The sequence below is a fragment of the Arthrobacter sp. B0316-1-20 genome (genome assembly GCF_059091865.1).
The window spans coordinates 80881-103841 of the sequence record NZ_JBNHHC010000022.1 but is presented as its reverse complement, the minus strand read 5'-3'; the positions used below and the strand labels follow the sequence as shown (position 1 = coordinate 103841).

At 66.4% G+C, this 22961-nt stretch carries 22 protein-coding genes; 15 read left to right on the top strand and 7 right to left on the bottom strand.

Going from position 1 to position 22961, the window contains the following annotated elements; genetic code table 11:
• The first annotated feature begins 72 nt into the window (after positions 1 to 72).
• The 5 genes from AC5RW2_RS28050 to AC5RW2_RS28030 all read left to right on the top strand — a co-directional run bounded on the left by AC5RW2_RS28050 (position 73) and on the right by AC5RW2_RS28030 (position 5786).
• Positions 73 to 1245 carry a 5-(carboxyamino)imidazole ribonucleotide synthase gene (locus AC5RW2_RS28050; RefSeq protein ID WP_493963408.1) on the top strand — a complete coding sequence of 391 codons (1173 nt, stop codon included), beginning with the start codon at positions 73 to 75 and terminating at the stop codon, positions 1243 to 1245.
• Positions 1242 to 1769: a 5-(carboxyamino)imidazole ribonucleotide mutase gene (gene purE, locus AC5RW2_RS28045; protein ID WP_493950796.1), complete on the top strand. Its 528-nt coding sequence runs from the start codon at positions 1242 to 1244 to the stop codon at positions 1767 to 1769. The genes AC5RW2_RS28050 and purE overlap by 4 nt, the downstream gene beginning before the upstream one ends.
• Positions 1770 to 1820: 51 nt before the next feature.
• Positions 1821 to 3356 (top strand): LCP family protein, encoded by a 1536-nt coding sequence (locus AC5RW2_RS28040; protein ID WP_493963407.1) that lies wholly within the window; start codon positions 1821 to 1823, stop codon positions 3354 to 3356.
• Positions 3357 to 3474: 118 nt separating this feature from the next.
• Positions 3475 to 4752: a mannose-6-phosphate isomerase, class I gene (manA, locus tag AC5RW2_RS28035; protein WP_493950798.1), complete on the top strand. Its 1278-nt coding sequence runs from the start codon at positions 3475 to 3477 to the stop codon at positions 4750 to 4752.
• Positions 4749 to 5786, top strand: coding sequence for a lipid II:glycine glycyltransferase FemX (locus AC5RW2_RS28030; protein WP_493963406.1), 1038 nt, complete (start codon positions 4749 to 4751; stop codon positions 5784 to 5786). The genes manA and AC5RW2_RS28030 overlap by 4 nt, the downstream gene beginning before the upstream one ends.
• Positions 5787 to 5881: 95 nt before the next feature.
• Here AC5RW2_RS28030 and glpX read toward each other — a convergent pair whose 3' ends face one another.
• Complete coding sequence (gene glpX / locus AC5RW2_RS28025) at positions 5882 to 6871, bottom strand: class II fructose-bisphosphatase (protein WP_493951200.1); 990 nt, start codon at positions 6869 to 6871, stop codon at positions 5882 to 5884.
• Between the two features lie 245 nt (positions 6872 to 7116).
• Here glpX and AC5RW2_RS28020 point away from each other — a divergent pair, with 245 nt between their 5' ends.
• The 5 genes from AC5RW2_RS28020 (at position 7117) to AC5RW2_RS28000 (ending at position 11810) form a co-directional block, all read left to right on the top strand.
• Entirely contained in the window at positions 7117 to 7728 is a 612-nt protein-coding gene (locus AC5RW2_RS28020; RefSeq protein ID WP_493963405.1) for a DUF4245 domain-containing protein, read from the top strand.
• A 63-nt stretch (positions 7729 to 7791) separates the two neighbouring features.
• A complete protein-coding gene (locus AC5RW2_RS28015; protein ID WP_493950801.1) occupies positions 7792 to 8406 on the top strand; it encodes a carbonic anhydrase in 615 nt (204 codons plus the stop codon).
• Positions 8407 to 8510: 104 nt separating this feature from the next.
• A complete protein-coding gene (locus AC5RW2_RS28010; protein ID WP_493963404.1) occupies positions 8511 to 9938 on the top strand; it encodes a class II fumarate hydratase in 1428 nt (475 codons plus the stop codon).
• A 277-nt stretch (positions 9939 to 10215) separates the two neighbouring features.
• Positions 10216 to 11526 carry a S8 family serine peptidase gene (locus tag AC5RW2_RS28005; RefSeq protein ID WP_493963403.1) on the top strand — a complete coding sequence of 437 codons (1311 nt, stop codon included), beginning with the start codon at positions 10216 to 10218 and terminating at the stop codon, positions 11524 to 11526.
• Between the two features lie 53 nt (positions 11527 to 11579).
• Positions 11580 to 11810 carry a hypothetical protein gene (locus AC5RW2_RS28000; protein WP_493950804.1) on the top strand — a complete coding sequence of 77 codons (231 nt, stop codon included), beginning with the start codon at positions 11580 to 11582 and terminating at the stop codon, positions 11808 to 11810.
• Between the two features lie 2 nt (positions 11811 to 11812).
• On the opposite strand, the gene AC5RW2_RS27995 is transcribed toward AC5RW2_RS28000, so the two are convergent.
• Both AC5RW2_RS27995 and AC5RW2_RS27990 read right to left on the bottom strand, forming a co-directional pair.
• Positions 11813 to 12283 (bottom strand): NUDIX hydrolase, encoded by a 471-nt coding sequence (locus AC5RW2_RS27995; RefSeq protein ID WP_493950805.1) that lies wholly within the window; start codon positions 12281 to 12283, stop codon positions 11813 to 11815.
• A gap of 17 nt (positions 12284 to 12300) precedes the next feature.
• The gene (locus tag AC5RW2_RS27990; RefSeq protein ID WP_493950806.1) at positions 12301 to 12807 is read right to left on the bottom strand and encodes a prepilin peptidase; all 507 of its coding nucleotides are present in this window, start codon (positions 12805 to 12807) and stop codon (positions 12301 to 12303) included.
• A 57-nt stretch (positions 12808 to 12864) separates the two neighbouring features.
• Between AC5RW2_RS27990 and AC5RW2_RS27985 the strand changes: the two genes are divergently transcribed.
• The 4 genes from AC5RW2_RS27985 to AC5RW2_RS27970 all read left to right on the top strand — a co-directional run bounded on the left by AC5RW2_RS27985 (position 12865) and on the right by AC5RW2_RS27970 (position 17006).
• Positions 12865 to 13653: a hypothetical protein gene (locus tag AC5RW2_RS27985; RefSeq protein WP_493950807.1), complete on the top strand. Its 789-nt coding sequence runs from the start codon at positions 12865 to 12867 to the stop codon at positions 13651 to 13653.
• Between the two features lie 313 nt (positions 13654 to 13966).
• Positions 13967 to 14890: an AfsR/SARP family transcriptional regulator gene (locus AC5RW2_RS27980; protein WP_493963402.1), complete on the top strand. Its 924-nt coding sequence runs from the start codon at positions 13967 to 13969 to the stop codon at positions 14888 to 14890.
• A gap of 117 nt (positions 14891 to 15007) precedes the next feature.
• A complete protein-coding gene (locus AC5RW2_RS27975; protein WP_493950809.1) occupies positions 15008 to 15664 on the top strand; it encodes a response regulator in 657 nt (218 codons plus the stop codon).
• A 73-nt stretch (positions 15665 to 15737) separates the two neighbouring features.
• Entirely contained in the window at positions 15738 to 17006 is a 1269-nt protein-coding gene (locus tag AC5RW2_RS27970; RefSeq protein ID WP_494074784.1) for a sensor histidine kinase, read from the top strand.
• A 66-nt stretch (positions 17007 to 17072) separates the two neighbouring features.
• Here the strand turns inward: AC5RW2_RS27970 and phoH2 are convergent, their stop codons facing one another.
• Together phoH2 and AC5RW2_RS27960 are read right to left on the bottom strand one after the other, a co-directional pair.
• Positions 17073 to 18470 (bottom strand): RNA 5'-3' helicase PhoH2, encoded by a 1398-nt coding sequence (gene phoH2, locus AC5RW2_RS27965; RefSeq protein ID WP_493963400.1) that lies wholly within the window; start codon positions 18468 to 18470, stop codon positions 17073 to 17075.
• A 267-nt stretch (positions 18471 to 18737) separates the two neighbouring features.
• Positions 18738 to 19499, bottom strand: a complete 762-nt coding sequence (locus tag AC5RW2_RS27960) for an isoprenyl transferase (protein WP_493963399.1) — start codon at positions 19497 to 19499, stop codon at positions 18738 to 18740.
• Positions 19500 to 19622: 123 nt separating this feature from the next.
• Between AC5RW2_RS27960 and trhA the strand changes: the two genes are divergently transcribed.
• On the top strand, positions 19623 to 20384 hold the full coding sequence (trhA, locus tag AC5RW2_RS27955; protein WP_493963398.1) for a PAQR family membrane homeostasis protein TrhA: 762 nt from the start codon (positions 19623 to 19625) through the stop codon (positions 20382 to 20384).
• A 28-nt stretch (positions 20385 to 20412) separates the two neighbouring features.
• On the opposite strand, the gene AC5RW2_RS27950 is transcribed toward trhA, so the two are convergent.
• Together AC5RW2_RS27950 and AC5RW2_RS27945 are read right to left on the bottom strand one after the other, a co-directional pair.
• A complete protein-coding gene (locus AC5RW2_RS27950; protein ID WP_493950814.1) occupies positions 20413 to 22584 on the bottom strand; it encodes a thioredoxin domain-containing protein in 2172 nt (723 codons plus the stop codon).
• A gap of 2 nt (positions 22585 to 22586) precedes the next feature.
• Positions 22587 to 22946, bottom strand: a complete 360-nt coding sequence (locus tag AC5RW2_RS27945) for a hypothetical protein (RefSeq protein WP_493950815.1) — start codon at positions 22944 to 22946, stop codon at positions 22587 to 22589.
• Positions 22947 to 22961: the final 15 nt, after the last annotated feature.

Sequence of the window (22961 nt, the reverse complement as noted above, 5' to 3'; positions counted from 1 at the left end):
GGTTACCTAGGACATCCCGGCGCGGGGGTAGGCAATGCAGTTCTGCCAGAGTGGGTTCGGTAACCTGACAAGGTGAGTTTTCCAGTAATCGGTGTAGTAGGCGGCGGCCAACTCGCCCGGATGATGGCCCCCTGTGCAGTGGAACTCGGCTTTGAACTGCATGTTCTGGCCGAAGCCGACGATGTCTCGGCGGTTTCCGCCGTCGCCAAGGCACCGGTCGGGGATTACCGCGACCTGCAGGCGCTGCGCGACTTCGCCCAGGGCCTGGACGTGCTGACGTTCGACCACGAGCACGTTCCCACTGAACACCTTCAGGCTCTGATTGCCGACGGCGTGAACGTGCAGCCGCATCCGGACGCCCTGATCCACGCGCAGGACAAGCTGGTCATGCGCGAGGTGGTGGATAAGCTGGGGCTGCCGAACCCGGTCTGGGCCTCCGTCTCCACCGTCGACGAGCTCGTGGCCTTCGCTGAGCAGACCGGCTGGCCGGTGGTACTCAAGACGCCACGGGGAGGCTACGACGGCAAGGGCGTGCGGATCATCCAAGATGGCTCCGCGGCCGCCGCCGCCGCCGACTGGTTCACCGGCGGCGCGCTGCTGGTCGAAGAGAAGGTCGACTTCAGCCGGGAGCTGTCGGCGCTGGTGGCCCGGACGCCCTCCGGCGAAGCCCGGGCCTGGCCGGTGGCCCACACCATCCAGGTGGACGGGGTCTGCGACGAAGTGATCGCCCCCGCCCAGGACCTGCCCGCAGAAGTCGCCGCAGCTGCCCAGCAGGCCGCCCTGCAGCTCGCCGACGAGCTCGGCGTGACCGGCGTCATGGCAGCCGAGTTGTTCGCCACGCCCGGCCGTGGCGCCGGTTTCGTGATCAACGAACTGGCCATGCGCCCCCACAACACCGGCCATTGGACCCAGGACGGCTCCGCCACCAGCCAGTTCGAACAGCATCTGCGCGCGGTCTTGGATTTGCCGCTGGGTGATACCTCGGTGCTCGGCGGCGTCGTCGTGATGAAGAACTATCTGGGCGGCGTTAATACGGATTTGTTCTCGGCCTACCCGCGCGCGCTGGCGGCCGAGCCCGCCGTCAAGGTCCATGGCTACGGCAAGTCGGTCCGCCCGGGCCGCAAGATCGGCCATGTTAACGTGGTGGGCCGGGACGCGTCCCAGGTGGAGGATTTGCGCCGGCGCGCAGACCGTGTCGCCTCGATCATCCGTGACGGTGTGGACCCTCAGGAAGGCAAGCCATGAGCCAAAAGCCGATAGTCGGCGTCGTAATGGGTTCGGATTCCGATTGGCCCGTGATGGAGGCCGCCGCGCAGGCGCTGGAAGAATTCGGCATCCCGTATGAGGCGGACGTCGTCTCCGCGCATCGGATGCCGGAAGACATGATCAGCTACGGCAGAGAAGCCCATACCCGGGGACTGCGCATCATCATCGCCGGCGCCGGCGGTGCCGCGCATCTGCCCGGCATGCTCGCCTCGGTGACTCCGCTTCCCGTGATCGGCGTGCCGGTGCCGTTGAAGTACTTGGACGGCATGGACTCCCTGCTTTCCATCGTGCAGATGCCCGCCGGCGTTCCGGTGGCAACCGTGTCCGTCGGCGGAGCCCGCAATGCGGGGCTGCTGGCCGTGCGCATGCTGGCTGCCGGCGGCGATGCGCTGGCCGAGCAACTGCAGCCTGCCCTGCTGGAGTTCGCCACCGGCCTGCGGCAGGCCGCCTATGACAAGGGAGCCGCCCTGCGCGAACGCGTCACCGGCTCGGGCGGGGCCTAGCCAGTGAGTCTCCAGCCGACCACCCGGCCGTCCGGCGCGTCGGCCCGCGGAATGACGGACCCAGTCCGCTATCCGCAGCACGCCTCGGCGCCCGTGCGGACCAAGCGCGCCTTCGTCCTGCTGCTGCTGACCCTGGTCATCCCCGGCAGTGCGCAATTGGTGGCCGGGGACCGAGCGCTGGGCCGGCGCGCGCTGGCGGTCACGCTCTTGGTCTGGGCAGCCATCCTGGCGGCAGGCATTGTGGCGCTGGTTGACTGGCCGCTGCTGGTGAATCTGGCCACCGGCCGCTGGAGCTCGCTGGTACTGGTCGTGGTGCTGGCAGCACTGGCACTGTTCTGGGCCTTTTTGTTCCTGAATACGTTGCGGATCATCAGGCCCAACCTGCTGGCCCCGGGAGCCAAGCCCGCGGTGGCGTTGGCACTGGCCGCGCTGATGGTGATCACCAGCGGCAGCCTGGGCTACGCCGCCTATCTGCTCAACGTAAGCCGCAATGCCTTCGGCAGCATTTTCGAGACCCGGCCGGCGTTCGACCCGGTCGACGGCCGCTACAACTTCTTGCTGATGGGCGGCGACGCCGGCGCGGGACGGGTCGGGCTGCGCCCGGACAGCATCCAGGTGGTCAGCGTGAACGCGGAGACCGGCCACACCGTCATGTTCGGGATTCCGCGCAACTTCCAAAACGCTCCGTTCCCGGCCGACTCTCCGATGCACGAGGTCTATCCGGAAGGCTTCAACTGCGGCGACGAGTGCATCATCAACGCCCTCTACGTGGACGTGGAGCAAAACCATGCCGACCGCTACCCGGACGCCAAGAATCCGGGAGCGGAAGCCATGAAGGACGCCGTCAGCGGCATTTTGGGCATCGAGATCCAGGCGTACGCCCTGGTGGACATGGGCGGCTTCGAGTCCCTGGTCGACGCGATGGGCGGCATCACCGTGGACGCCGGCGGCTGGGTGCCGATCTCCAACAGGACCATTCCGGGAACCAACCAGCATTACCCGCCCAAGGGCTGGATTGCCCCGGGCGTCCAGGAACTCGACGGCTACCACGCACTCTGGTACGCCCGCTCCCGCGAATTCGCCACCGACTACGACCGCGTCCAGCGGCAGCAGTGCGTCATGTCCGCCATGGTCAACCAGCTGGACCCGGCCACCGTGCTGACCCGTTTCCAGCAGTTGGCTGAAGCAGGCGAGCAGGTGGTGGAAACGGACATCCCCAGTTCCCAGTTGGGCAGCTTCGTCTCGCTGGCGCTGAAGGCCAAGGACCAGAAGACGGAGCGGCTGACCATTGGGCCGCCGGACTTCGGCACGGCGGCGGACAACTTCGTCACGTACCCGGACTTCTCCGTGATCCACCCGCGGGTTCAGAAGATGTTCACCCAGGAACAGGAGACTGAAAAGAAGGCCTCCAAGAACGACGGCGGCGGAGCCAAGAAGCCGAAGAAGTCCACACCGAAACCGGCGGAGACGCCGGCCGCGGCGGATCCTCAGATCACCGAGGAGTACCTCCAGCAGCTGGCCGAGATTGGCGATACCGCTACGATCGGTTCCCTGCTGGCCGACAACGGCAAGTGCTCGCTCCCCTGACTCGTTATTCCGGCGAGGCCGGGTGCTGCTGGACGGGATGGCCGGGCGGGCTGTCGGGCCCAACCAGGTTGTTCTGGCAGGATCATTTGTTACACGAGGACGAGGAAGAGGCTTCAAGATGTACCGGTTGACCAATGTATTGCGCCCCTACGCGTGGGGTTCGACGACGGCAATCGCCGAGCTGTTCGGCCGGGAACCGTCCGGAGGGCCGGAAGCCGAACTCTGGATCGGCGCGCATCCCGACTCTCCCTCCATGGTGCAGCTGGCCGGCGGTGACCAGCCGCTGGACGAGTTCATCAAGGAGAATCCGGGCGCCACCCTCGGTGAATCGGTGCTGGGCCTGTTTGGCGCCACCCTGCCGTTCCTGACCAAGGTCCTGGCCGCCGATTCGGCCCTCTCGCTCCAAGTGCACCCCACACTGGAACAGGCAAAGTCCGGATTCGCCGCGGAGAACTCCGCGGGCATCTCCTTCAACGACCCGCAGCGCAGCTACCGGGATGACAACCACAAGCCGGAAATGATTTTTGCGCTCAGTGACTTCCAGGCGCTGTGCGGTTTCCGTCCCCCGCGCGACGCTGCCCGGCTGCTGGCCGGTCTGCGGCCGAAGCTGGCGGAGGCCGGTGCCAGCCTTGACCTCCTGGACGAGGTACTGGAGCTGCTGGACTCCGGCGACGAGGAAGCGGCCCTGCGCGGCGCCTTCGTCGCGCTGCTCGACGGCGGCGATCGTTCCACCGGGCTGGCCACCGACACCGCCCGCGTGCTGGCGGCTGCACCTGCCGGAAGCCTGGGCAGCGAATACGCGGCGGCCGCCCGTCTGACGGAACTCTACCCCGGCGATCCAGGCGCCTTGATCTCGCTGCTGCTGAACCTGGTCACCCTCTCCCCCGGCCAGGCGCTGTGCCTGCCGGCCGGCAACATCCACGCCTACCTGCAGGGCCTGGGCGTGGAGGTCATGGCCACCTCGGACAACGTGCTGCGCGGCGGCCTGACGCCCAAGTACATCAATGTGCCGGAGCTGGTGAAGATCACCGACTTCCGCCCGATCACCCCGCCGTTCGTGGAACGCACCACCACCGATGCGGGCCAGGAACTGTACTGCCCGCCATTTGCCGAGTTCCAACTCCAGCGCATTGAATTGACCGACGGCGGCAGCCCCGTACCGCTGGCCCAGCATGGTCCCACCATCGTGCTGGCGGTCTCCGGGAGCGTGCTGCTGGACTCGCCGAAGTCCGACCTGACGATCAGCCGCGGCGAGGCCGCCTTCATTCCCGCTGCCGAACAGCCGGTGAACGTCCATCCGGCAGCCGGAACGGAAGCCGGTGCCGTGTTGTTCGCGGTCACCACTTCGGGCAGCACGCATGAATTCGACCAACAACGAACGGGAGTATCACTTTGACCGCTTCGATCCTGCAGTCCGAACCATGGGCCCGCTTCCAACGGAGCCTGGGCAAGGAGGTATTCGAGCGCAACGGAGACGGCTGGGCTTTCCTGGCCATGATGGAAAAGACGCCGCTGGGCCGGTTCCTGTATGTCCCGTACGGCCCCGCGGCGGCAGACCATGCGGCACTGGTCCGCGCCCTGGCGGCGCTGCGTTCCCTGGCTGCCGAGCAGAACGCCCACTACGTGCGGATCGAACCGGTGGGCACGGACCTCGGGCAGCGGCCGCAGGCGGCGTTGCAGTCACTGGGCCTGGTCAAGGCCCCGGTGGATGTCCAGCCGAAGCTCACCTGGATGCTGGATCTCACCCAGCCGGAAGAGGAGTTGTTGGCCGGCATGCGCAGCACCAGCCGGAACCTCTACCGGAACATCCACAAGAAGGGCGTCACCTTCGACGTCTCCTCCGACCCCGAAGACATCGACATCCTGCTGGGATTCCTGCACGACGTCTCCGAGCGCGCAGACTTCAAGGCCCAGTCCGATGACTACTTGCGGCAGGCTGCCCGCACCCTGGTGCCGGCCGGCGCGGCCAAAATCTTCACCGCCCGCTTGGACGGGAAGCCGATCGCGGCAGCGCTGTCCTACGACACGGACTCGACCCGGGTCTACGCCCACGCCGCCGCTGACGATGCCCACCGCAAACTCAATGCCGGGATTCCACTGGTCGTCACCATGATGATGGATGCCCGCGCGGCCGGCATCGACCGCTTCGACATGTGGGGCGTCAGTCCCGAAGACGAGCCCGACCATCAATGGGCCGGGTTCTCGCGGTTCAAGCGTTCATTCGGCGGCTACGAGGTCAGCTACCCGGGCAGCTGGGACCTGCCGGTCAACCAGCTCATGTACCGGGCCTATCTGCTCACCCGGCGGGCCCGCGAGGCAGCCGGACCCCTCACGCACAAGGCGCGGACCGCCGTCGTCCCCGCGGCGCACAAGGCGCGCACCGCCGTCGTGCCGGCCCTTCGAAAGCTGCGAGGCAAGCTCCCCCGCTGACCCGGCACGGGCTGTCCCGCCGGGCAGGGGGCCGGAACAGCCCGCAAAAAACCCCGCACCAGCTTGGCCGGTGCGGGGTTTTGCTATGCCTGCGGCTAGAGCTTCCGCTCGAAGCGGTCCCACTTGTATTCCTGATGCTCGCCCTCGACGATGCGGATGGTGCCGGACTTGGAGCGCATCACGATCGACTGCGTCAGGACCTTGTGGTTCTTGTAGCGGACGCCGCGCAGCAGGTCGCCGTCGGTGATGCCGGTGGCCACGAAGAAGCAGTTGTCGCTGGTGACCAGGTCATCGGTGGTCAGCACCCGGTCCAGGTCGTGGCCGGCGTCGATGGCCTTCTGCTTTTCCTCGTCGCTGGTCGGCCAGAGCCGGCCCTGGATCACGCCGCCCAGGGACTTGATGGCGCAGGCGGTGATGATGCCCTCGGGAGTGCCGCCGATGCCCATCAGGACGTCGACGTCGGTGCCCTCACGGGCGGCCGCGATGCCGCCGGCCACGTCGCCGTCCATGATGAACTTGGTGCGCGCACCTGCGGCGCGGATCTCCTCGACATACGGCTTGTGCCGGTCGCGGTCCAGGATCATCACGTTGATCTGGTTGACCTTCTTGTTCTTGGCCTTGGCGATCAGGTGCAGGTTCTGCTTGATGGGCAGCCGCAGGTCCACCAGGTCCGCTGCTTCGGGCCCGGTGACCAGCTTCTCCATGTAAAACACGGCCGAAGGGTCGAACATGGTCCCGCGCTCGGAGACGGCCAGCACGGAGAGCGCGTTGTTGATGCCCAGCGCCGTCAGCCGGGTGCCGTCAATCGGGTCCACCGCGACGTCGCACTCGGCCCCGGTGCCGTCGCCGACCTTTTCGCCGTTGTACAGCATCGGGGCCTCGTCCTTTTCGCCCTCGCCGATAACGACCACCCCGTTGAAGCTGACGGTGGATAGGAACGCGCGCATGGCGTCCACGGCCGCGCCGTCGGCGGCGTTCTTGTCCCCGTAGCCGACCCAGTGGCCGCCGGCGATCGCCGCGGCTTCGGTGACGCGCACCAGTTCCAGTGCCAGGTTGCGGTCCGGCTCGTTGTCGCCGACGCGCATCGACGGCGGGAAGTTGGAAAAGGGATCAGCCTGGGCTTCGTGGGACACTTCGACCTCATCTTCGAGTAGCTCTTCAGACAACACCGGCTGCGGTGCCGTGATGGATGCATCTGCGCTGCGGACATCTTCCATTGCTTTCGATCATAGTCGCCAGCACCCGGGGATACAGCGCGTCCGGGTCAGCATCCGCCCTAGGGACGGCTGTCAGTGTGCGCGGGGGAGGCGGTATCTGAGATCATGGAACGGTGAGTGAAGTGCGTCCCGAGGAATCGACCCCATCGGCTGGATCGGCTGAATTGCCCGCCAAGCCTGTCCTGACGGCCAAGCAGGCTAACCGGGCGAAAGCACCGGTAGTCGGCATGTTGCTGGCCGTGGGTCTCACGCTTGCCGTGCTGCTGCCGGTGATGTTCCTGAACCCGGGCAGCAAGCCCGATGTCTACAAACGGGATATTGACGTCCCCGGCGTCGCGCTCCAGGCCGAATCCACCGCGGGCTACCTGCCGCTCGCCGTGGATCTTCCGGAGGGCTGGACCTCCAACTACGCCCGGTGGAACACCGGGGGCGCGGCCCGGGTACCGGCCTGGGAAGTCGGCTACCTCACGCCCGGCCAGCAGTACATCGGGCTGGTCCAGACCGACAAGGCGAATCCCACCTGGATTGGCCAGGCAACCGGGAACGCGCCGGTGACCGGCGACCGCAAGGCCGGGGCCAGCTGGGAACTGCGCGATGCCGGCCAAGGCGAGCGCAGCCTGGTGCTGGAGCACGGCGATTTCACCGTCATCCTCAGCGGCACGGCGGAACTGGACGAATTCGACGTGCTGGCCACCGCCGTCGTGAATGAACTGGACCGCAAGTAACCTACGTCCGCCAAAGCGTCGCGAATGCGCGGTTAGGGCCGCTGAAAGCAGTAAGGTTGCTTCGTGCCCACCTCACTGACTCCCGCCCAGGCCTGGCAAAAACTTCTCGACGGCAATGCACGCTTTGTTGCAGGCGAGTCGGTCCACCCCAATCAGGACGCCGCCCGGCGCAGTTCGTTGGTCAACGAACAGAATCCTTTTGCCATCATCTTTGGTTGTTCCGACTCACGCCTCGCGGCAGAAATCATCTTCGACCTGGGCCTGGGCGATGCCTTCGTAGTCCGCACCGCCGGACACGTTCTCGGCGACGCGGTGATCGGCTCGCTGGAATACGGCGTGGACGTGCTCAACGTCCCGCTGATCGTCATCCTGGGCCACGACAGCTGCGGCGCGGTGACCGCCGCTAAAGACACGATTGACACCGGTATGATGCCGCGCGGCGGCCTGCGCGACCTGGTGGAGCGGATTTCTCCGTCGGTCCTGGCTGCCCGGCGCGCCGGACTCGACGACCTCAACGACATGGTGATCGAAAACGTGCGCCAATCCTCCGAACGTCTGCTGGACAGCTCGCGCGCCATTTCGGAGGCCGTCGACGCCGGACGCACTGCCGTCGTCGGAGTTGCCTACCGGCTGGCGGACGGCCGCGCCGAGTTGGTCGCAGGACACGGCGCGCTCTAGCCCCAACGGCGGCCGGTTGCACGGGCAGCAGGCCGCCGTCGCACCGCCGGCTGCGCCGCAACACGATTCGGAACCGGTGCCGCGGCGGGCCTAAGCTTGGAGCCATGACTTCTGCTGATTCTGCTGAATACCGCATCGAACACGACACCATGGGTGAGGTCCGGGTTCCGGTCAACGCCCTCTACCGTGCGCAGACCCAGCGCGCCGTCGAGAACTTCCCGATCTCCGGCAAGACTCTCGAGCGCGCCCACATCGAGGCCCTGGCCCGGGTCAAGAAGGCTTGCGCCACCGCCAACGCCGAACTGGGCGTGCTGGACGGCGAGCTGGCCAAGGCCATCGCCGCTGCCGCCGATCAGGTAGCCACGGGCCAGTACGACGGCGACTTCCCGATCGACGTCTTCCAGACCGGATCCGGCACCTCCTCGAACATGAACACCAACGAGGTCCTGGCCGAACTGGCCACCCGCGCCCTGAAGGACGCCGGCAGCGACAAGACGGTCCACCCGAACGACCACGTCAACGCCTCGCAGTCCTCCAACGATGTCTTCCCGACCTCGGTGCACGTGGCCGCCACCTCGGCGCTGATCAACGATCTGATCCCGGCGCTGGACTACCTGGCCGCTTCGCTGGAGCGCAAGGCCGAGGAGTTCAAGGACGTGGTGAAGTCCGGCCGCACCCACCTGATGGATGCCACCCCGGTCACCCTGGGCCAGGAGTTCGGCGGCTACGCCGCACAGGTTCGCTACGGCATCGAACGCATTGAAGCCTCGCTGCCGCGCGTGGCCGAGGTCCCGCTGGGCGGCACCGCCGTTGGCACCGGCATCAACACTCCGGCCGGCTTCCCGCAGCGCGTGATTGAGCTGCTGGCGGCCGACACCGGGCTGCCGCTGACCGAGGCCCGCAACCACTTCGAGGCGCAGGCCAACCGCGACGGCCTGATCGAGGCCTCCGGCCAGCTGCGGAACATCGCCTACGCGTTCATGAAGATCAACAATGACCTGCGCTGGATGGGCTCGGGCCCCAACACCGGCCTGGGCGAGATCGCCATCCCGGATCTGCAGCCGGGATCCTCGATCATGCCGGGCAAGGTCAATCCGGTCATCTGCGAGGCCACCATCATGGTTGCTGCCCAGGTTGTGGGCAATGACACCACCATCGCCTTGTCCTCCACCAACGGCGCCTTCGAGCTGAACGTGGGCATTCCGGTGATGGCCGCCAACCTGCTGGAGTCCATCCGCCTGCTGACCAACACGTCCCGCGTCATGGCTGACAAGATGATCGACGGGCTGACCGCCAACGTGGAGCGTGCCCGCTTCCTGGCCGAAGCCTCCCCCTCGATTGTGACCCCGCTGAACAAGTACATCGGCTACGAAAACGCCGCCAAGATCGCCAAGCACTCGGTCAAGGAAGGCCTGACCGTGCGCGAGTCCGTCGTGGCCCTTGGCTTCCTGGAGCGCGGCGAATTGACCGAAGAGCAGTTGGATTCTGCCTTGGATGTGCTGTCCATGACCGTCCCGCCGCAGGCGAAGTAGTACCCCGCCGCACCCGCGTATCCGAGGGCGCTCCGGCTTGTGCCGGGGCGCCCTCTGGGCTTCTCGAGTCCGTTCCGCCCGACGTTTTTGGGGCCTCCGAAACCGCCCATGCAGCTATTTGGGCCCTGACGAAGCTGAAACGATTGAAAACAGCTTGTGGACGCCGCGGCCCGTATTAGGATAAGCGCACACGTGCCCCTGGGCACCCGGTGGAGGCCGGATACGACCGCTGTCTGGGCCGTCTGGGGACATGCCGAGAACTGTGCAGGAGGTCTCCATGATTGGCGATTCGCAGGCCCCGTCCCTGAGGACGGCCGACTACCCACTGCCGGAACAACCGAAAACCACTGGACGCTATATCGTCGTCTTCGCCGACCGCTCCGATGATTGTGCCGGGATCCTGGCCGAGGCAGCAGGGCTGACCCATGTGGCGGACAGCCGCGACTTCGGCACCCGCGGGGTTGATCCGGACACGGCCTCCGGCGCGGAGGCAACCCTCTTCGCGAGTCTGGGCATCGCCGTCGTCGATGCCGCCCCAGACCAAATCGGTGCGCTCCAAGTGAGCTCCGCGGACAAACACCGGGTCCTTTCGGTCTCGCCCGAACTCATCCACGATGTGCTGGGGGCGGCCGACGACTATGTGGCGGGCTACCGCGACGGTGTGGCAGACCTGGCCGGACGCCTCGCAGCGGGCCCGCTTACCGGGCGAGACGCAGGGACCACGCCCGCCGATTTCGCCGACAACAACAACTTCACCTGGGGGTTGCAGGCAACCCGGGCCGTCTCATCTCCCTATTCGGGACAAGGCGTGCGGGTCGCCGTGCTGGATACCGGCGTCGATGGCTCGCATCCGGATTTTGCCGGCCGCGGCATTACCAGCTCTTCCTTCGTCACCGGCGAGCCGCCCCAGGACGGGCACGGACACGGCACGCACTGCATCGGGATCGCCTGCGGGCCGAAAGTTCCCGGTACCGGTCCCCGCTACGGTGTGGCTCATGAAGCGGAAATCTTTGCCGGAAAAGTGCTGAGCAACGCCGGTTCCGGCACCGATGCAGGCATCTTGGCTGGGATCGATTGGGCCGTGGGAAACAATTGCGCGGTGATTTCCTTGTCACTGGGCGCCGATGTAGCACAGATCCACCCGCCCTACACAGCCGCCGGAAGCCGGGCGCTGGAACAAGGATCCCTGATCGTTGCCGCAGCAGGCAATAATGCGGACCGGCGGAAAGGCGAATTCGGATTCGTGGGGTCCCCGGCCAACAGCCCGTTCATCATGGCAGTGGCGGCCCTGGACCAGGCCCTCGACCCCGCGTTCTTTTCAGCCCGCAGCCTTCCGCTGCGCGGAGGGCAGGTGGACTGTGCCGGTCCCGGTGTCCATGTGTACTCCTCGTGGCCCATGCCGAAGCGCTACAACACCATCAGCGGAACCAGCATGGCGACGCCGCACGCTGCCGGCGTCGCAGCCTTGTGGGCGCAGTCAACCGGCCGGCGAGGTCTGGAACTTTGGGCCACCCTGGTCCAGGAAGCCGAGCGCTTGCCCCTGCTTTCGGTCGATGTCGCCGCAGGGCTGGTGCTTGCCCCTCAGTAACCCCTTCCCAACCCCTTCCCCTGACCGGTCGCCGGAGACATATCATGGGAGGTATGCAGATCACCGTCACGGTGCGCCAGGACTACCTCTCCGATACCGGTCGGATTGCCGAGCAGTTGACGGCCGGCGGCATGCACGTGGAGAACGTGCTCTCCACCTTGGGCATGATCACCGGGTCACTTCCGGAGGGACAGCGCGCTTCCCTTGCCGGGATCGAGGGCGTCGAATCCGTCGACGAAGACCGGCAAGTGGTCCTGCCGCCACCCGACTCGGACGTCCAATAGTTTCAGCGGACAAACTCCGGGACGCCCGTTGCCCTCAGCGCTGCCTGCAGTCTGGCCCGGTGGTAGTCGGTCAGCTCCGGAAGCTCATCCAGTCCAAACCAGCCGACCTCGGCCGACTCGTCGTCGTTCACCCGGGCGTTGCCGCTGACGTAACGACACCGGAAATTCAGCGTCAGGAACTGGGCCTGATCACCGTTGACGAACTCCATCGGACCGCCGGCATGCACCTCGGCCAACTGTTCAACTTCGGCCACCACGCCTGTCTCCTCCAAAACCTCGCGCACGACGCCCACGGCAGGCTGCTCGCCGGGATCGAGAATCCCGGTAATCAGCGTCCAGCGCCCGTTGTCCGCGCGGCGGCCCAGCAGCACCCGGTTTCGGTCATCCAGCACCACTGCGGTGACCCCAGGGAGCCAGAGCAGGTCGTGGCCAATCTTCTCGCGCAGCCGCAGGATGAAATCGGGGGTTGGCATCATCCAAGCCTACGTCGCTAGGTCGGCATCAGCAGCGCCACCCACGTTCCCGCCACCATGAACGGCCCGAACGGGATGTGGCTGCTCAGGGTGCCGCGCCGCAGCAGCACCAGCAGAAGTCCGTACGCTCCGCCCAGCAGGAATGAGGCAAACGTCCCCCACAGCAGGTGTTCGAAGCCCAAATACCCGAGATACATTCCCAGCACACCGGCCAGCTTCACGTCGCCGAATCCCATGCCCGCCGGATAGGCGAACCTGACCGCGAAGTAGAAGGCCCAGAGCAACGCGCCACCGGCCAGCACGCGCCAGAAGACACCGCCATCGTGGCCGGCTAGCGAGGCTGCGAGCAGCAGCACCGAGGAGACGGCATAGGCCGGAAACACAATGCGGTTCGGCAACCGGTGCGTGCGCAGATCGATCCAGCTCAACCCGGTTCCGACGACCAGCAGATACCCGCCGGCGGCCAGCAGCATCCAGAATGCCAGCGTATGGTCGGGCCACAGCAGCACCAATTCCTCGACCATGGACCCAACCTACTGCACGCCGGGCCGGAGGCGTGACCCGGCGGCTACACTGTGGATATGAACGGCGGGAGCGTGCTGAGACCCGGCGACGCGGCCGGCAATGCGGAAATCTTCAGGTGCCTATGCCGGTCCTCTCCGTGGAAGTGGAACTCGCTGCGGTTTGAACTGCGCGCCGTCAATCCAGGTGCTCAGGAGGGGGATCCGTCTGCCGGCATGCTGCGTGCCTGGACCCGCCGCCCGGGCGCCCTCCGGGTTGAGTCGGGCGACGGCCAACTGCTCTACAGCACTACGGGCATCAACGACTCGCGCGACGGTTTCTACGTCAGCGCGACACGCAAGTCGTGGCTGCTGCCGCCGCACCTGGTCACGCCAGTGTTCAATGGCATTGATCTGGTTCGCCGCCGGCCCGAGGCCGCTTATGGGGAACCGATCTTCGGCAACGGACGCTGGTCGGCAATGCTGGATCCGGTTGAGCTGGCCGGCAGCGCTCCGGTGGCGTATGAAGCTCCCTTCGCCAACCCGGTTGAGATCCATGAACTAAGCGAGGCTGAACACGGGGGCCGCCATATGCTGGAGGCCATTGTTTCGCCCAACCTCACGTATCGACCGTACGACGCCGACCATCCGCTGCTTCTGGAAGGCCGCACTCGAGTGCGGATCGACTGGCGGACTGGTGTTTGCGCATCCGCCGTCGCCCTGGACGGGCCGCAGCAAGGACGCGGGCATTCGCTGACCATCCTTGGTGTGGATGAGTACATGCTTGACGACCTGTTCCTGGAGGTCAGCATGAACCTCACCGATGTGCGCGAGCACATTCCCTGGCCCGTCCGGCCCTACCCCGCCTGAGCGCGTGCCCCTGGCTGGACCGGGCCCTGGCTTTGGGGGGACGAGGGCCAGGGCCCGGCCGCGTGCCCCGGCCGATCTGCGGCTGCCGCGCAGGCTTGGCCTGCGCTGCACCGCAAGCCTCAGGGGCACGATTACAGAATCGCGGCGAGTCCTTGGGAAAACCCGGTGCTGTGCAGCCACCCCTCAAATTGGGGGTGGGGACTCCCCCACTAGGGGCTGTCCCGCCAAGACGCTGCCAGCACACGATGGTTGTGCACTCATTGGGGGGTGCATCCTACGAGGGGGAATCGTGGAGCAATTGGGTGGACGGGCCATGCCCGTTTCGGTTCAAATGATCGGAAATTTACGCATCTCGCGCGGAAATACCGTACTGACGGCTGAGAAGCTGGGCGGACCAAAACCGCGCCAAGTACTGGAAATCCTGCTGTTGAATGTCGGCTCGCCGATGTCCAAAGACCGATTGGTGGACATGTTGTGGGGCGGTCGGGCACCAGGCGAAGCCTTGGCTACCTTGGAAAGCTACGTCAGCATTCTGCGCCGCAATCTGCAGCCTGGCTGCGCCAAGTCCGGGCCGTTGCGCACCGCCAATGGCGGTTACATGATCGACCGGGAGTTGGTCGACGTCGATTTATACCGGTTCCGACAACTGCTCCGGGCCGCCGAATTTGCCGCTCCGGCCAACGCGTATCCGTTGTTGACCGATGCGCTCTCGCTTGCTTCCGGGCCGTTGCTCGGCGACGAGCTGACTCCGGAGTGGGCGGAGGAAGCCCGCGCCGCGCACGCAGAGATGGTGCTGCACGCGCAACTGTTGGCGGCGGAGGCAGCGTTGACTTTGCGTCGGCCCGACGAGGCTGTTCTCTGGGCCCAGCGCTGCGTTGCCGCCGCTCCGCTCAACGAGGCGGCCTGGGCAGCCCTGATTATCGGGCTGGAACAATGCGACCGCCACGCCGACGGGCTGCAGGCCTACGATCGGTGCCGGCGCCTGTTCAATGACGAACTCGGCTGTTCCCCGGGTCCTGCCCTGCAGGAGGTGTACGGCCGACTGCTGCACGCCACGGCCGAGTCCGGCCTATCGGAGGTGCTGGCTGCACTGCTGGTGCTCAACGAACGGCTGGCGCCAGCGGCCACCCGCACGCAGATGGCGCATCGGATGGCTTCCGTTCCGGTCGAATCGCACTATGTGGCAGCCGGTGACATCGTCAAAACCTTCCTGACCAAGGCGCTTATGACCAGCTGATCCCCACGAGGCCTGTGAGGGGCATGGACTGAAAAGTATGTACAACCTTTCACAGTCCATGCATACTCATAGTGGGGTCAAGTCCTTCGTGTCTTGAGTTGGGGAAAAATGAGCTCTTTGGGGATTGAGCATGAACTCCGCGTTGCCGTGGTTGACGATCACACTACCTTCGCGGAGCTGTTGTCTGATGCGCTGGGCAGGGAGCCGGACCTGATCAATGTCGGCAAAGCCGCCGGCGTCGACGAAGCCGTTGCCCTGTGCCGGCGGTCCAGGCCCGACGTGGTGGTCATGGACTACCACCTGCCCGACGGCGATGGGCTGGACGCCGCCGAACAGATCCTGGCAGCCGCCCCGGATACGCGGATCATCCTGCTGACCGGCAACCCGTCGCCCGATGTGCTCGCCCGGGCCGCTGGATCGGGCTTGTGCGGATTCCTGCCCAAGGATGGGTCGCTATCCACCCTGCTGGAGACCGTCCGGCACGCCAAGAGCGGCAGCATGGTGGTCTATCCCGCCATCCTCAGCCAGAACCGTCGCCCGCAGGCTGCCCGAACACCGGGTTCCCCGGCTCTCACCGTACGTGAGCGCCAAGTGCTGGCCCTGATGGCCGCCGGCTACGATGTTCGCACCAATTCACGGACGCTGGGCATCTCCCAGCACACCTGCCGTGGCTATGTGAAGTCGATCCTCGCCAAGCTCGGTGCCCATTCGCAGCTGGAAGCCGTCGCCACGGCGCAACGGCTGGAACTGCTGGGCGCCGGCCATGAGCGCTGACCTGGCCACCCGGATCCGGCGCAGGGTTCTCCCCGACGCTCGGACGGAAGGCAACGGGCGGAGAGGTTCTGAAATGCAGGCGGCCTTGCGGCGCTTCGCACTGTCCGGGCTGGCGGCATTGATCATTGTTGCGGTTCCCGTGGTGGTGGTCGCCCGTTCCCTGGCCGTGGACCAAGCGCTGGCACACGTTGCCGAGCGCACCAAGCTGATAGTTGAGCATGAATTTGCGCCGGTCGTGACCGAAGCGATGCTGGCCGGTGATGCCGCTGCCGTGGCCAAGCTGGACAACGAGGTTGACCCGCTGATCCGCGACGGCCACGTCTTTCGGTTGAAAATTTGGGATGCCGACGGGACTATCCTCTACTCGGATGTTGATGCGCTGGTCGGACAGCAGTTCGATTTTCCGGCCAGCCTCGCGGCCCAGCTGCAGGGCGGGGCTCCTGTCTCCGTGTTGGGAACCCCGGGACGGGAGGACAACATCTTTGAGCTGGACCACGGTGAATTCGTCGAAGTCTACGTGCAGGCGGCAGGGGCCAACGGCAGCCAGTATATCTTCGAGTTGTACTACCCGCCGGATGAGATTAACCGCATGGAGGACGAAATGCTGGGCATCCTGCCCGTCGTCCTGGTAGCGCTGGCGCTGCTGCAACTGCTCCAACTGGCTCCGGCGATCCGATTGGCCCGCCGCCTGCAAAAAGATGGTGAAGACCGCCGGCGGTTGCTCCAGCAGTCGATCACCGCATCGGACCATGAACGCCAGAGGTTGGCCCGCGCCCTGCATGACGATGTCATCCAAGATCTGGCCGCCTTGTCCTACAGCTTGGAATCGCGCGAACAGCAGCGGGCAAGGCCGGACCACGACTTCCAGGCACTGGCGAAGCACATTGTCCAGGGCAGCATCGCCACGTTGCGCCGGATCACCGTGGCACTGTATCCGCCCGACCTCTCGGCCGTGGGGCTGCCGGTCGCGCTGGATGGATTGGGCGATCTGGTCCGCAAACGCGGGGCGGACTGGCAGCTGGAAATCGATGACTCCGCCCCGGCGGCCATCGTCCAACCTGCCCTGCTCTACCGCGTTGCACGGGAGGCAGTCACCAACGCCGCCAAACATGCCCGGGCCCGGCTGGTCCGGGTATCGCTGACGGACTGCGGCGACTCAGTGCTTTTGGAAATTGTCGACGACGGCGACGGCTTCAGTCCGGCCGATCCGCAGCGGGACGGCCACCTCGGCCTGCGTATCCTGCGCGATACCGTACACGATGCTGGCGGCACCCTGCATATCGAATCCGCCCCGGGTGCCGGAACCCGCGTTGCCGTCAATCTTCCGTTCGTCGTCGCCTAAGTGCCGGACGCACAAAGAAGCGGGCCGCTATGCGGCAGCCCGCTTCCCCGCATTGAAAAAGGCTGCCTAGATCTCCGCACCCTCCAACAACTCGGTCACCAGTGCTGCGATGGGCGAGCGCTCGGACCGGGTCAGCGTCACATGGCCAAAGAGCGGATGGCCCTTGAGCGTCTCCACAACTGCCGCGATACCGTCGTGCCGGCCCACCCGCAAATTGTCCCGCTGCGCCACATCATGGGTCAGGACGATCTTGGAGTTCTGGCCGATCCGGCTCATCACCGTGAGCAGGACGTTCTTCTCCAGCGACTGCGCCTCGTCCACGATCACGAAGGAGTCGTGTAGCGAGCGGCCGCGGATATGGGTCAGCGGCAGCACCTCCAGCATGCCGCGGTCCATGACTTCCTCGACCACCTCGGTGGAGACCAGCGCGCCGAGCGTGTCGAACACCGCCTGCGCCCACGGATTCATCTTTTCCGATTCGGAACCCGGCAGGTACCCCAGCTCCTGGCCGCCGACTGCATACAGCGGCCGGAACACCACGACCTTGCGATGCTCACGCCGCTCCAGCACCGCTTCCAGTCCGGCGCAAAGCGCCAACGCTGATTTTCCGGTTCCGGCCCGGCCGCCGAGTGAGACGATCCCCACCTCCGGGTCCATCAGCAGGTCAATCGCCAGCCGTTGCTCTGCGGAACGTCCGTGCAGGCCGAACACATCGCGGTCGCCCTTGACCAGCCGTACCTGTTTGTCTGCGCCGACCCGGCCGAGCGCGGAACCGCGGCTGGAGAGCAGCACCAGGCCGGTATTGGCGGGCATCTCGGCTGCCACCGGAATGAAAACCGGCTCATGGCCGTACAGCGTGTTGACCTCGTCGTCGGCCACATCCAGCTCGGCCACGCCGGTCCAGCCCGAATCCTTGACCAGCTCGTTGCGGTACTCATCGGCTTGGAGTCCCATCGCGGACGCCTTCACCCGCATCGGCAGGTCTTTGGAGACAACGGTGACGTTACAGCCCTCGTCGGCAAGGTTTTTGGCCACCGCCAGGATGCGGCTGTCGTTGTCGCCGCCGCGGAACCCGGCGGGCAGCACATCGGGTGAGATGTGGTTGAGTTCCACCCGCAGCGTGCCGCCCTCCGCGCCCAGCGGGATGGCGTGGTTCAGGCCGCCGTGCTGCACGCGCAGGTCGTCCAGCAGCCGCAGTGCCTGGCGGGCAAAGTAGCCCAACTCCGGATCGTGCCGCTTGCCCTCCAACTCGGTGATCACCACCACCGGCAGGATCACTTCGTGCTCGGCGAACCGCAGCAGTGCTCGCGGATCGGAAAGCAGCACGGAGGTGTCCAGGACATAAGACGCACGTGCTGTTTCCGGTTCCCCGGCGGAAACAGCACGACCGGCCGAGGTGGCAGCTGCGGGCTGCTTCCCGGGTCCGGTCGTGGCGGTGAGACTCTGGTTCTTGGTGGCGGTCATGCTGCTCCCGTCCGGAGCGCGGCGGCTCCGACTTTTCGGTTGCGGGGCGCGGACGGTAGGGCCACCAGGCCGGACCCGGCCTCCCCCGATGCAGCTGTCGCTCTGCGCATCAAACTGGTGGCCTCCCGATCAATCTGCGGAGTGCTGACTGATGCTTCCAAATTACGCTGTTGTAATTCGCCAGCACAAGAGCCGGGACAAAGGCGTTTCAGCAAATTTTGGATGAACCAACGACGCCGATGCGCCCGTTGCTCCGTGCGGCCCGCCTCAGGCGCCGAAGCGGCGCTGCCGGCTCGCATAATCGCGCAACGCCCGCAGGAAGTCGAGGCGCCGGAAGTCCGGCCACAACGCTTCGCAAAAGTAATACTCGCTATAGGCGCTCTGCCACATCAGGAAGCCGGAGAGCCGCTGTTCCCCGGAGGTCCTGATCACCAGGTCCGGGTCCGGTTGACCACTGGTATAGAGGTATTGGGAAATATCGTCAACGGTCAGTGTCCCGGCTACCTCCGCCAGGCTCTTGCCGTCGGCCTCAGCGTGGCGCAGCAGGCCCTTGACCGCGTCGACAATTTCCCGGCGGCCGCCGTAGCCCACCGCCACATTGACATGGACCCCCTCCACGCCAGCGGTCTGTACCCCCAAGCTGCGGAGCTTGGCCGCGAGGTCGGCCGGTAGGGTTTCCAGCGCACCCACCGGATGGACGCGCACGTTCTTGCCCTCGCCCAACCGGTCCAAGGTGTTGCCGATGACACCCAGCAACTCTCGCAGTTCGTCTTCGGACCGGCCCATGTTGTCCGTGGACAGCATGTAGAGCGTCACCACTTTGATGCCCAGGTCCCCGCACCAGCCGAGGAATTCGAGAATCTTGTCCGCCCCGGCCTGGTGCCCTTCCCTGGTCGGTGCTCCGGCCAGTTTCGCCCAGCGCCTGTTGCCGTCCACCACCACGCCAATGTGGCCGGGGATGCGGCCGGGGACCAGCGAACGCTGCAGACGGCGCTCATAGAGGCGGTAGAGGACGCCGGGAAGAGACACAGCACTCTGCCTTCCTGATCGCCCATTCACGACTTTGAATTCTATCCTCCCGGCCGGCCGGTCCCGTACACGCCTCTTGCTACCGACGAGTAACAAGCGATGCGCTGCCGCTAGAATATCGGCATGAGTGAACACCGTGCTGCTGCCCGGCCGCCAGGGTACCGGCGCGAAAATGACGGTTCGACAGCACGGACAGAGCCCACCGACGGACCGGTTGAACGGGCCGTGGAACAGGTCGCAGACGCTTTCAATATCAAGCCGAAGTTCCGCGGCTGGCTGCATGCGGGGGCCACTCCCCTGGCCTTGGCCGCCGGAATGGTCCTCGTGGCCCTTGCGCCCACCGCCGCCGCTAAATGGACCTGCGCAGTCTACGCCGTGACCGGGCTGCTCCTCTTCGGCGTCAGTGCCGTCTACCACCGCGGCAACTGGAGCCCGCCAGTCAAGCTGCTGCTCAAGCGCCTGGACCATACCAACATCATGCTGGTCATTGCCGGCACCTACACGCCGCTGGCCTGGGCGCTGCTGGAACCGTCGAAGGCCACGCTGCTGCTTTGGCTGATCTGGGCCGGCGCCATCGCCGGCGTCGGGTTCCGGGTGCTCTGGCCGCACGCCCCGCGGTGGCTCTACGTCCCGATCTACTGCGCGCTAGGACTAGCGGCGTTGTTCTACTTGCCCGACTTCTTCGCTGCCAGCGTCCCCGCTGCGGTACTGATCTGCGCGGGCGGCGCCTTCTATATTGCCGGCGCAATCGTTTACGGGACCAAGCGGCCGAACTTCTCGGCTGCATGGTTCGGTTTTCACGAGGTGTTCCACGCCTTCACCGTGGTGGCCTTTGCCTGCCACTACATCGCCATTATGATCGCGGTGCTTGGCACCACCGGCTGAGACCCGCGCCGGCGGGGCGTTTCCCGCTTTAGTTCCCAGCCGCGCCCAGCTCCGTCAGCAGAGCGGGGACCGTTGCCACCGGGCGGCGGCATACCATCCCGCGGCAGACATAGGCCAGCGCACCGTCCGCCGGGGCCGGCTTGCCCGCCAGCAGCGGTGCCGCATCTTCCTGTGTGGCGTCCGCCGCGCGACGGGCGACAACGATGCCCGGGCTACCGCTTGCGCGTGCCGCGGCAATCAGCGCCGCGGCTGCTCCCGGGTTCCCGGTAACCGCCAGTTCGACCGGCCCGGCCACGAGTGCCTGCGCAGCCGCCAGACCCCACCCGGCGGCCCGTGGCGCACGGGCGGCAATCCGGCCCAGATAACCGAGCAACCGGCCCGCCAAGTCGCGGTGCCGCACGGAACCGCTGTAGGCCGCATACGTGGCCAGCACACCGGCGAAGAGGCTGGTGCCGCTGGGCGTGGCGCTCTCCAGCGGGTCAGCCGGCGGAACGGCACCGGCGGCAGCAGCAACCTGTGCGGCCGGGACAGCCTGGTCACTGAGCGTTCCATGCCGGAGGAATACCGCCTCCGCCCGCAGCACCAGCCGTTCTGCGGCACGGTACCAGCGGCTGTCACCGGTGGCCGCGTACAGCGCGAACAATCCCTCCGCACCGCCGGCGTAGTCCTCCAGCAACCCCTCGAAGCGTTGGGCTGAACCGTCGTGCGACACGCGGGCCAGCCGGCCGCTGCCATCAAGATGCACGGACAGCAGGTAGTCGGCCGCAGCCACGGCCGCCGCGGTGAGCTCGGCCCGGCCCAACAGTTCTCCTGCTTCGGCCAGCCCGGCCACGGCCAGCCCGTTCCAGCCGGCCACAACCTTTTCGTCGCGTGCCGGCTGCGCCCGCTGCTGCCGGGCCGCAAGCAGTACCGGACGCAGCGCCGCCCAGCGTTGCTGTTCGTCGGGTTCCAACGTCCGGCCAGGGTGCAGCGTCGACCCGGTGGCAGTGACGTTCCCTCGCTCTCCCACGCTCATCACGGACGCCACCCAGGCGCCGTCGTCGGCTCCGAGCACCTCGCGCAGCTCCTCGGGCGACCACAGGTAAGTGGCACCTTCGTGGTGGACGCCATCGACGACGGTGTCCGCGTCCAACGAGGAAGCGATGCCGCCGTGGGACAACTGCAGCCGGTCCACCAACCACTCTGCGGTCCCCGCCGCGATTTCGCAGCCCAGATCCCGCTCCGCCCCCGCCGGCGACTGGACGGCCCATTGAGCGTAGACGCGCAGCAACTGGACGTTGTCGTAGAGCATTTTCTCGAAGTGCGGCACCGACCACCGCCGGTCCACCGTGTAACGGGCAAAGCCGCCCTCGAGCTGGTCGTACAACGCGGACCCGGCCATCGCCGTCAAGGTGCGGGCGGACAGCCCGGCGGCCTGCTGCGCTGAGTCGGACCGGGATGCCCCGGCATGCCGGAGCAGAAAGTGCAGCACGGCTGACGGCGGGAATTTCGGCGCGCCGCCAAAACCACCGAAGACTGTGTCCTCCTGGCCCGACAACACCTCGACGGCTTCTTCGAGGACAGCTTCGGAGTCGGTCTCCCCGGCTTCGCCGGACGGCACGTGCACCGGTCCCGGCTCAACCGCAGGACTGCCGGACGGCAGCGGTAGCCCACCGCCAGGCACCACCGAGAGGTCACCGAGAAGCCCGCGGTTCGCTTCCCCGGCCTGCGCCAACGCCTGCGCCACCGACACGGCGGTGGTCTCGACGGCCCCGCGGCGCTGCTCCCAGGCCTCATGTACCGCTTGAAGCACCTGGCGGAACGACGGCTGGCCCGGCAGCGGCCGCGGCGGAAAGTACGTGCCTGCGTAAAAGGCCCTGCCGTCCGGCAGCGTGAACACGCTCATCGGCCAGCCGCCCTGCCCGGTCATGAGCTGCGTGGCTGCCATGTAGATGCTGTCCACATCCGGACGCTCTTCCCGGTCCACCTTGACCGGGATGAAGTGTTCGTTCAAGTACTCCGCGGTGGCCTGGTCCTCGAAGGATTCGCCTGCCATCACATGGCACCAATGGCACGCGGCATAGCCCACCGAAACATAAACAGGCACGTCGCGCAGACGTGCCTGTTCGAAGGCCTGGTCGCCGAACGGCCACCAGTCCACGGGGTTTCCGGCGTGCTGGCGCAGGTAGGCCGAGGCCTCAGTGCGCAGTCGGCCGGCCATGGTCAGTCGCCGCGGTCCGGGCGGCCCGAGCCGCCACCGGGTTCGTTCGTTCTGCCGGTCGCCGGCGCTTCGCCCTCGACGTCGTGATCCGTTCCGCCGCCCGCAGAGCCTGCCTGTCCGGACGAGCCGGGACCGGTTTCCTGTGCACCGGCGTTAACGTTTTCTTCCAGTTGCGAGCGGTAGCGGACCCGCCGGATGCGACGGGTCATGTCCCAGATGAGGACGATCACCACGGCCGCCAGAGCAAAGGTAAAGAAGAAGCCCCATGGCCCGGGCGAAACCTGGTCGGCGTCGAGTCCGGGCCGGAGGGTGGGCTCGCCGGCACCGGCGGCGACGGCGGCAAGGATCTGGATCAGGGGCAAATTCAGTCTCTTTCT

Coding starts and splice junctions, on each gene's coding strand:
- trhA (WP_493963398.1), top strand. CDS start 19,623: ATGAGTGAACACCGTGCTGCTGCCCGGCCGCCAGGGTACCGGCGCGAA.
- AC5RW2_RS28010 (WP_493963404.1), top strand. CDS start 8,511: ATGACTTCTGCTGATTCTGCTGAATACCGCATCGAACACGACACCATG.
- AC5RW2_RS27995 (WP_493950805.1), bottom strand. CDS start 12,283: ATGCCAACCCCCGATTTCATCCTGCGGCTGCGCGAGAAGATTGGCCAC.
- phoH2 (WP_493963400.1), bottom strand. CDS start 18,470: ATGACCGCCACCAAGAACCAGAGTCTCACCGCCACGACCGGACCCGGG.
- manA (WP_493950798.1), top strand. CDS start 3,475: ATGTACCGGTTGACCAATGTATTGCGCCCCTACGCGTGGGGTTCGACG.
- purE (WP_493950796.1), top strand. CDS start 1,242: ATGAGCCAAAAGCCGATAGTCGGCGTCGTAATGGGTTCGGATTCCGAT.
- AC5RW2_RS28040 (WP_493963407.1), top strand. CDS start 1,821: ATGACGGACCCAGTCCGCTATCCGCAGCACGCCTCGGCGCCCGTGCGG.
- AC5RW2_RS28000 (WP_493950804.1), top strand. CDS start 11,580: ATGCAGATCACCGTCACGGTGCGCCAGGACTACCTCTCCGATACCGGT.
- AC5RW2_RS27990 (WP_493950806.1), bottom strand. CDS start 12,807: ATGGTCGAGGAATTGGTGCTGCTGTGGCCCGACCATACGCTGGCATTC.
- AC5RW2_RS27980 (WP_493963402.1), top strand. CDS start 13,967: ATGCCCGTTTCGGTTCAAATGATCGGAAATTTACGCATCTCGCGCGGA.
- AC5RW2_RS28005 (WP_493963403.1), top strand. CDS start 10,216: ATGATTGGCGATTCGCAGGCCCCGTCCCTGAGGACGGCCGACTACCCA.
- glpX (WP_493951200.1), bottom strand. CDS start 6,871: ATGCGCGTCGGCGACAACGAGCCGGACCGCAACCTGGCACTGGAACTG.
- AC5RW2_RS27970 (WP_494074784.1), top strand. CDS start 15,738: ATGCAGGCGGCCTTGCGGCGCTTCGCACTGTCCGGGCTGGCGGCATTG.
- AC5RW2_RS27950 (WP_493950814.1), bottom strand. CDS start 22,584: ATGGCCGGCCGACTGCGCACTGAGGCCTCGGCCTACCTGCGCCAGCAC.
- AC5RW2_RS27985 (WP_493950807.1), top strand. CDS start 12,865: ATGAACGGCGGGAGCGTGCTGAGACCCGGCGACGCGGCCGGCAATGCG.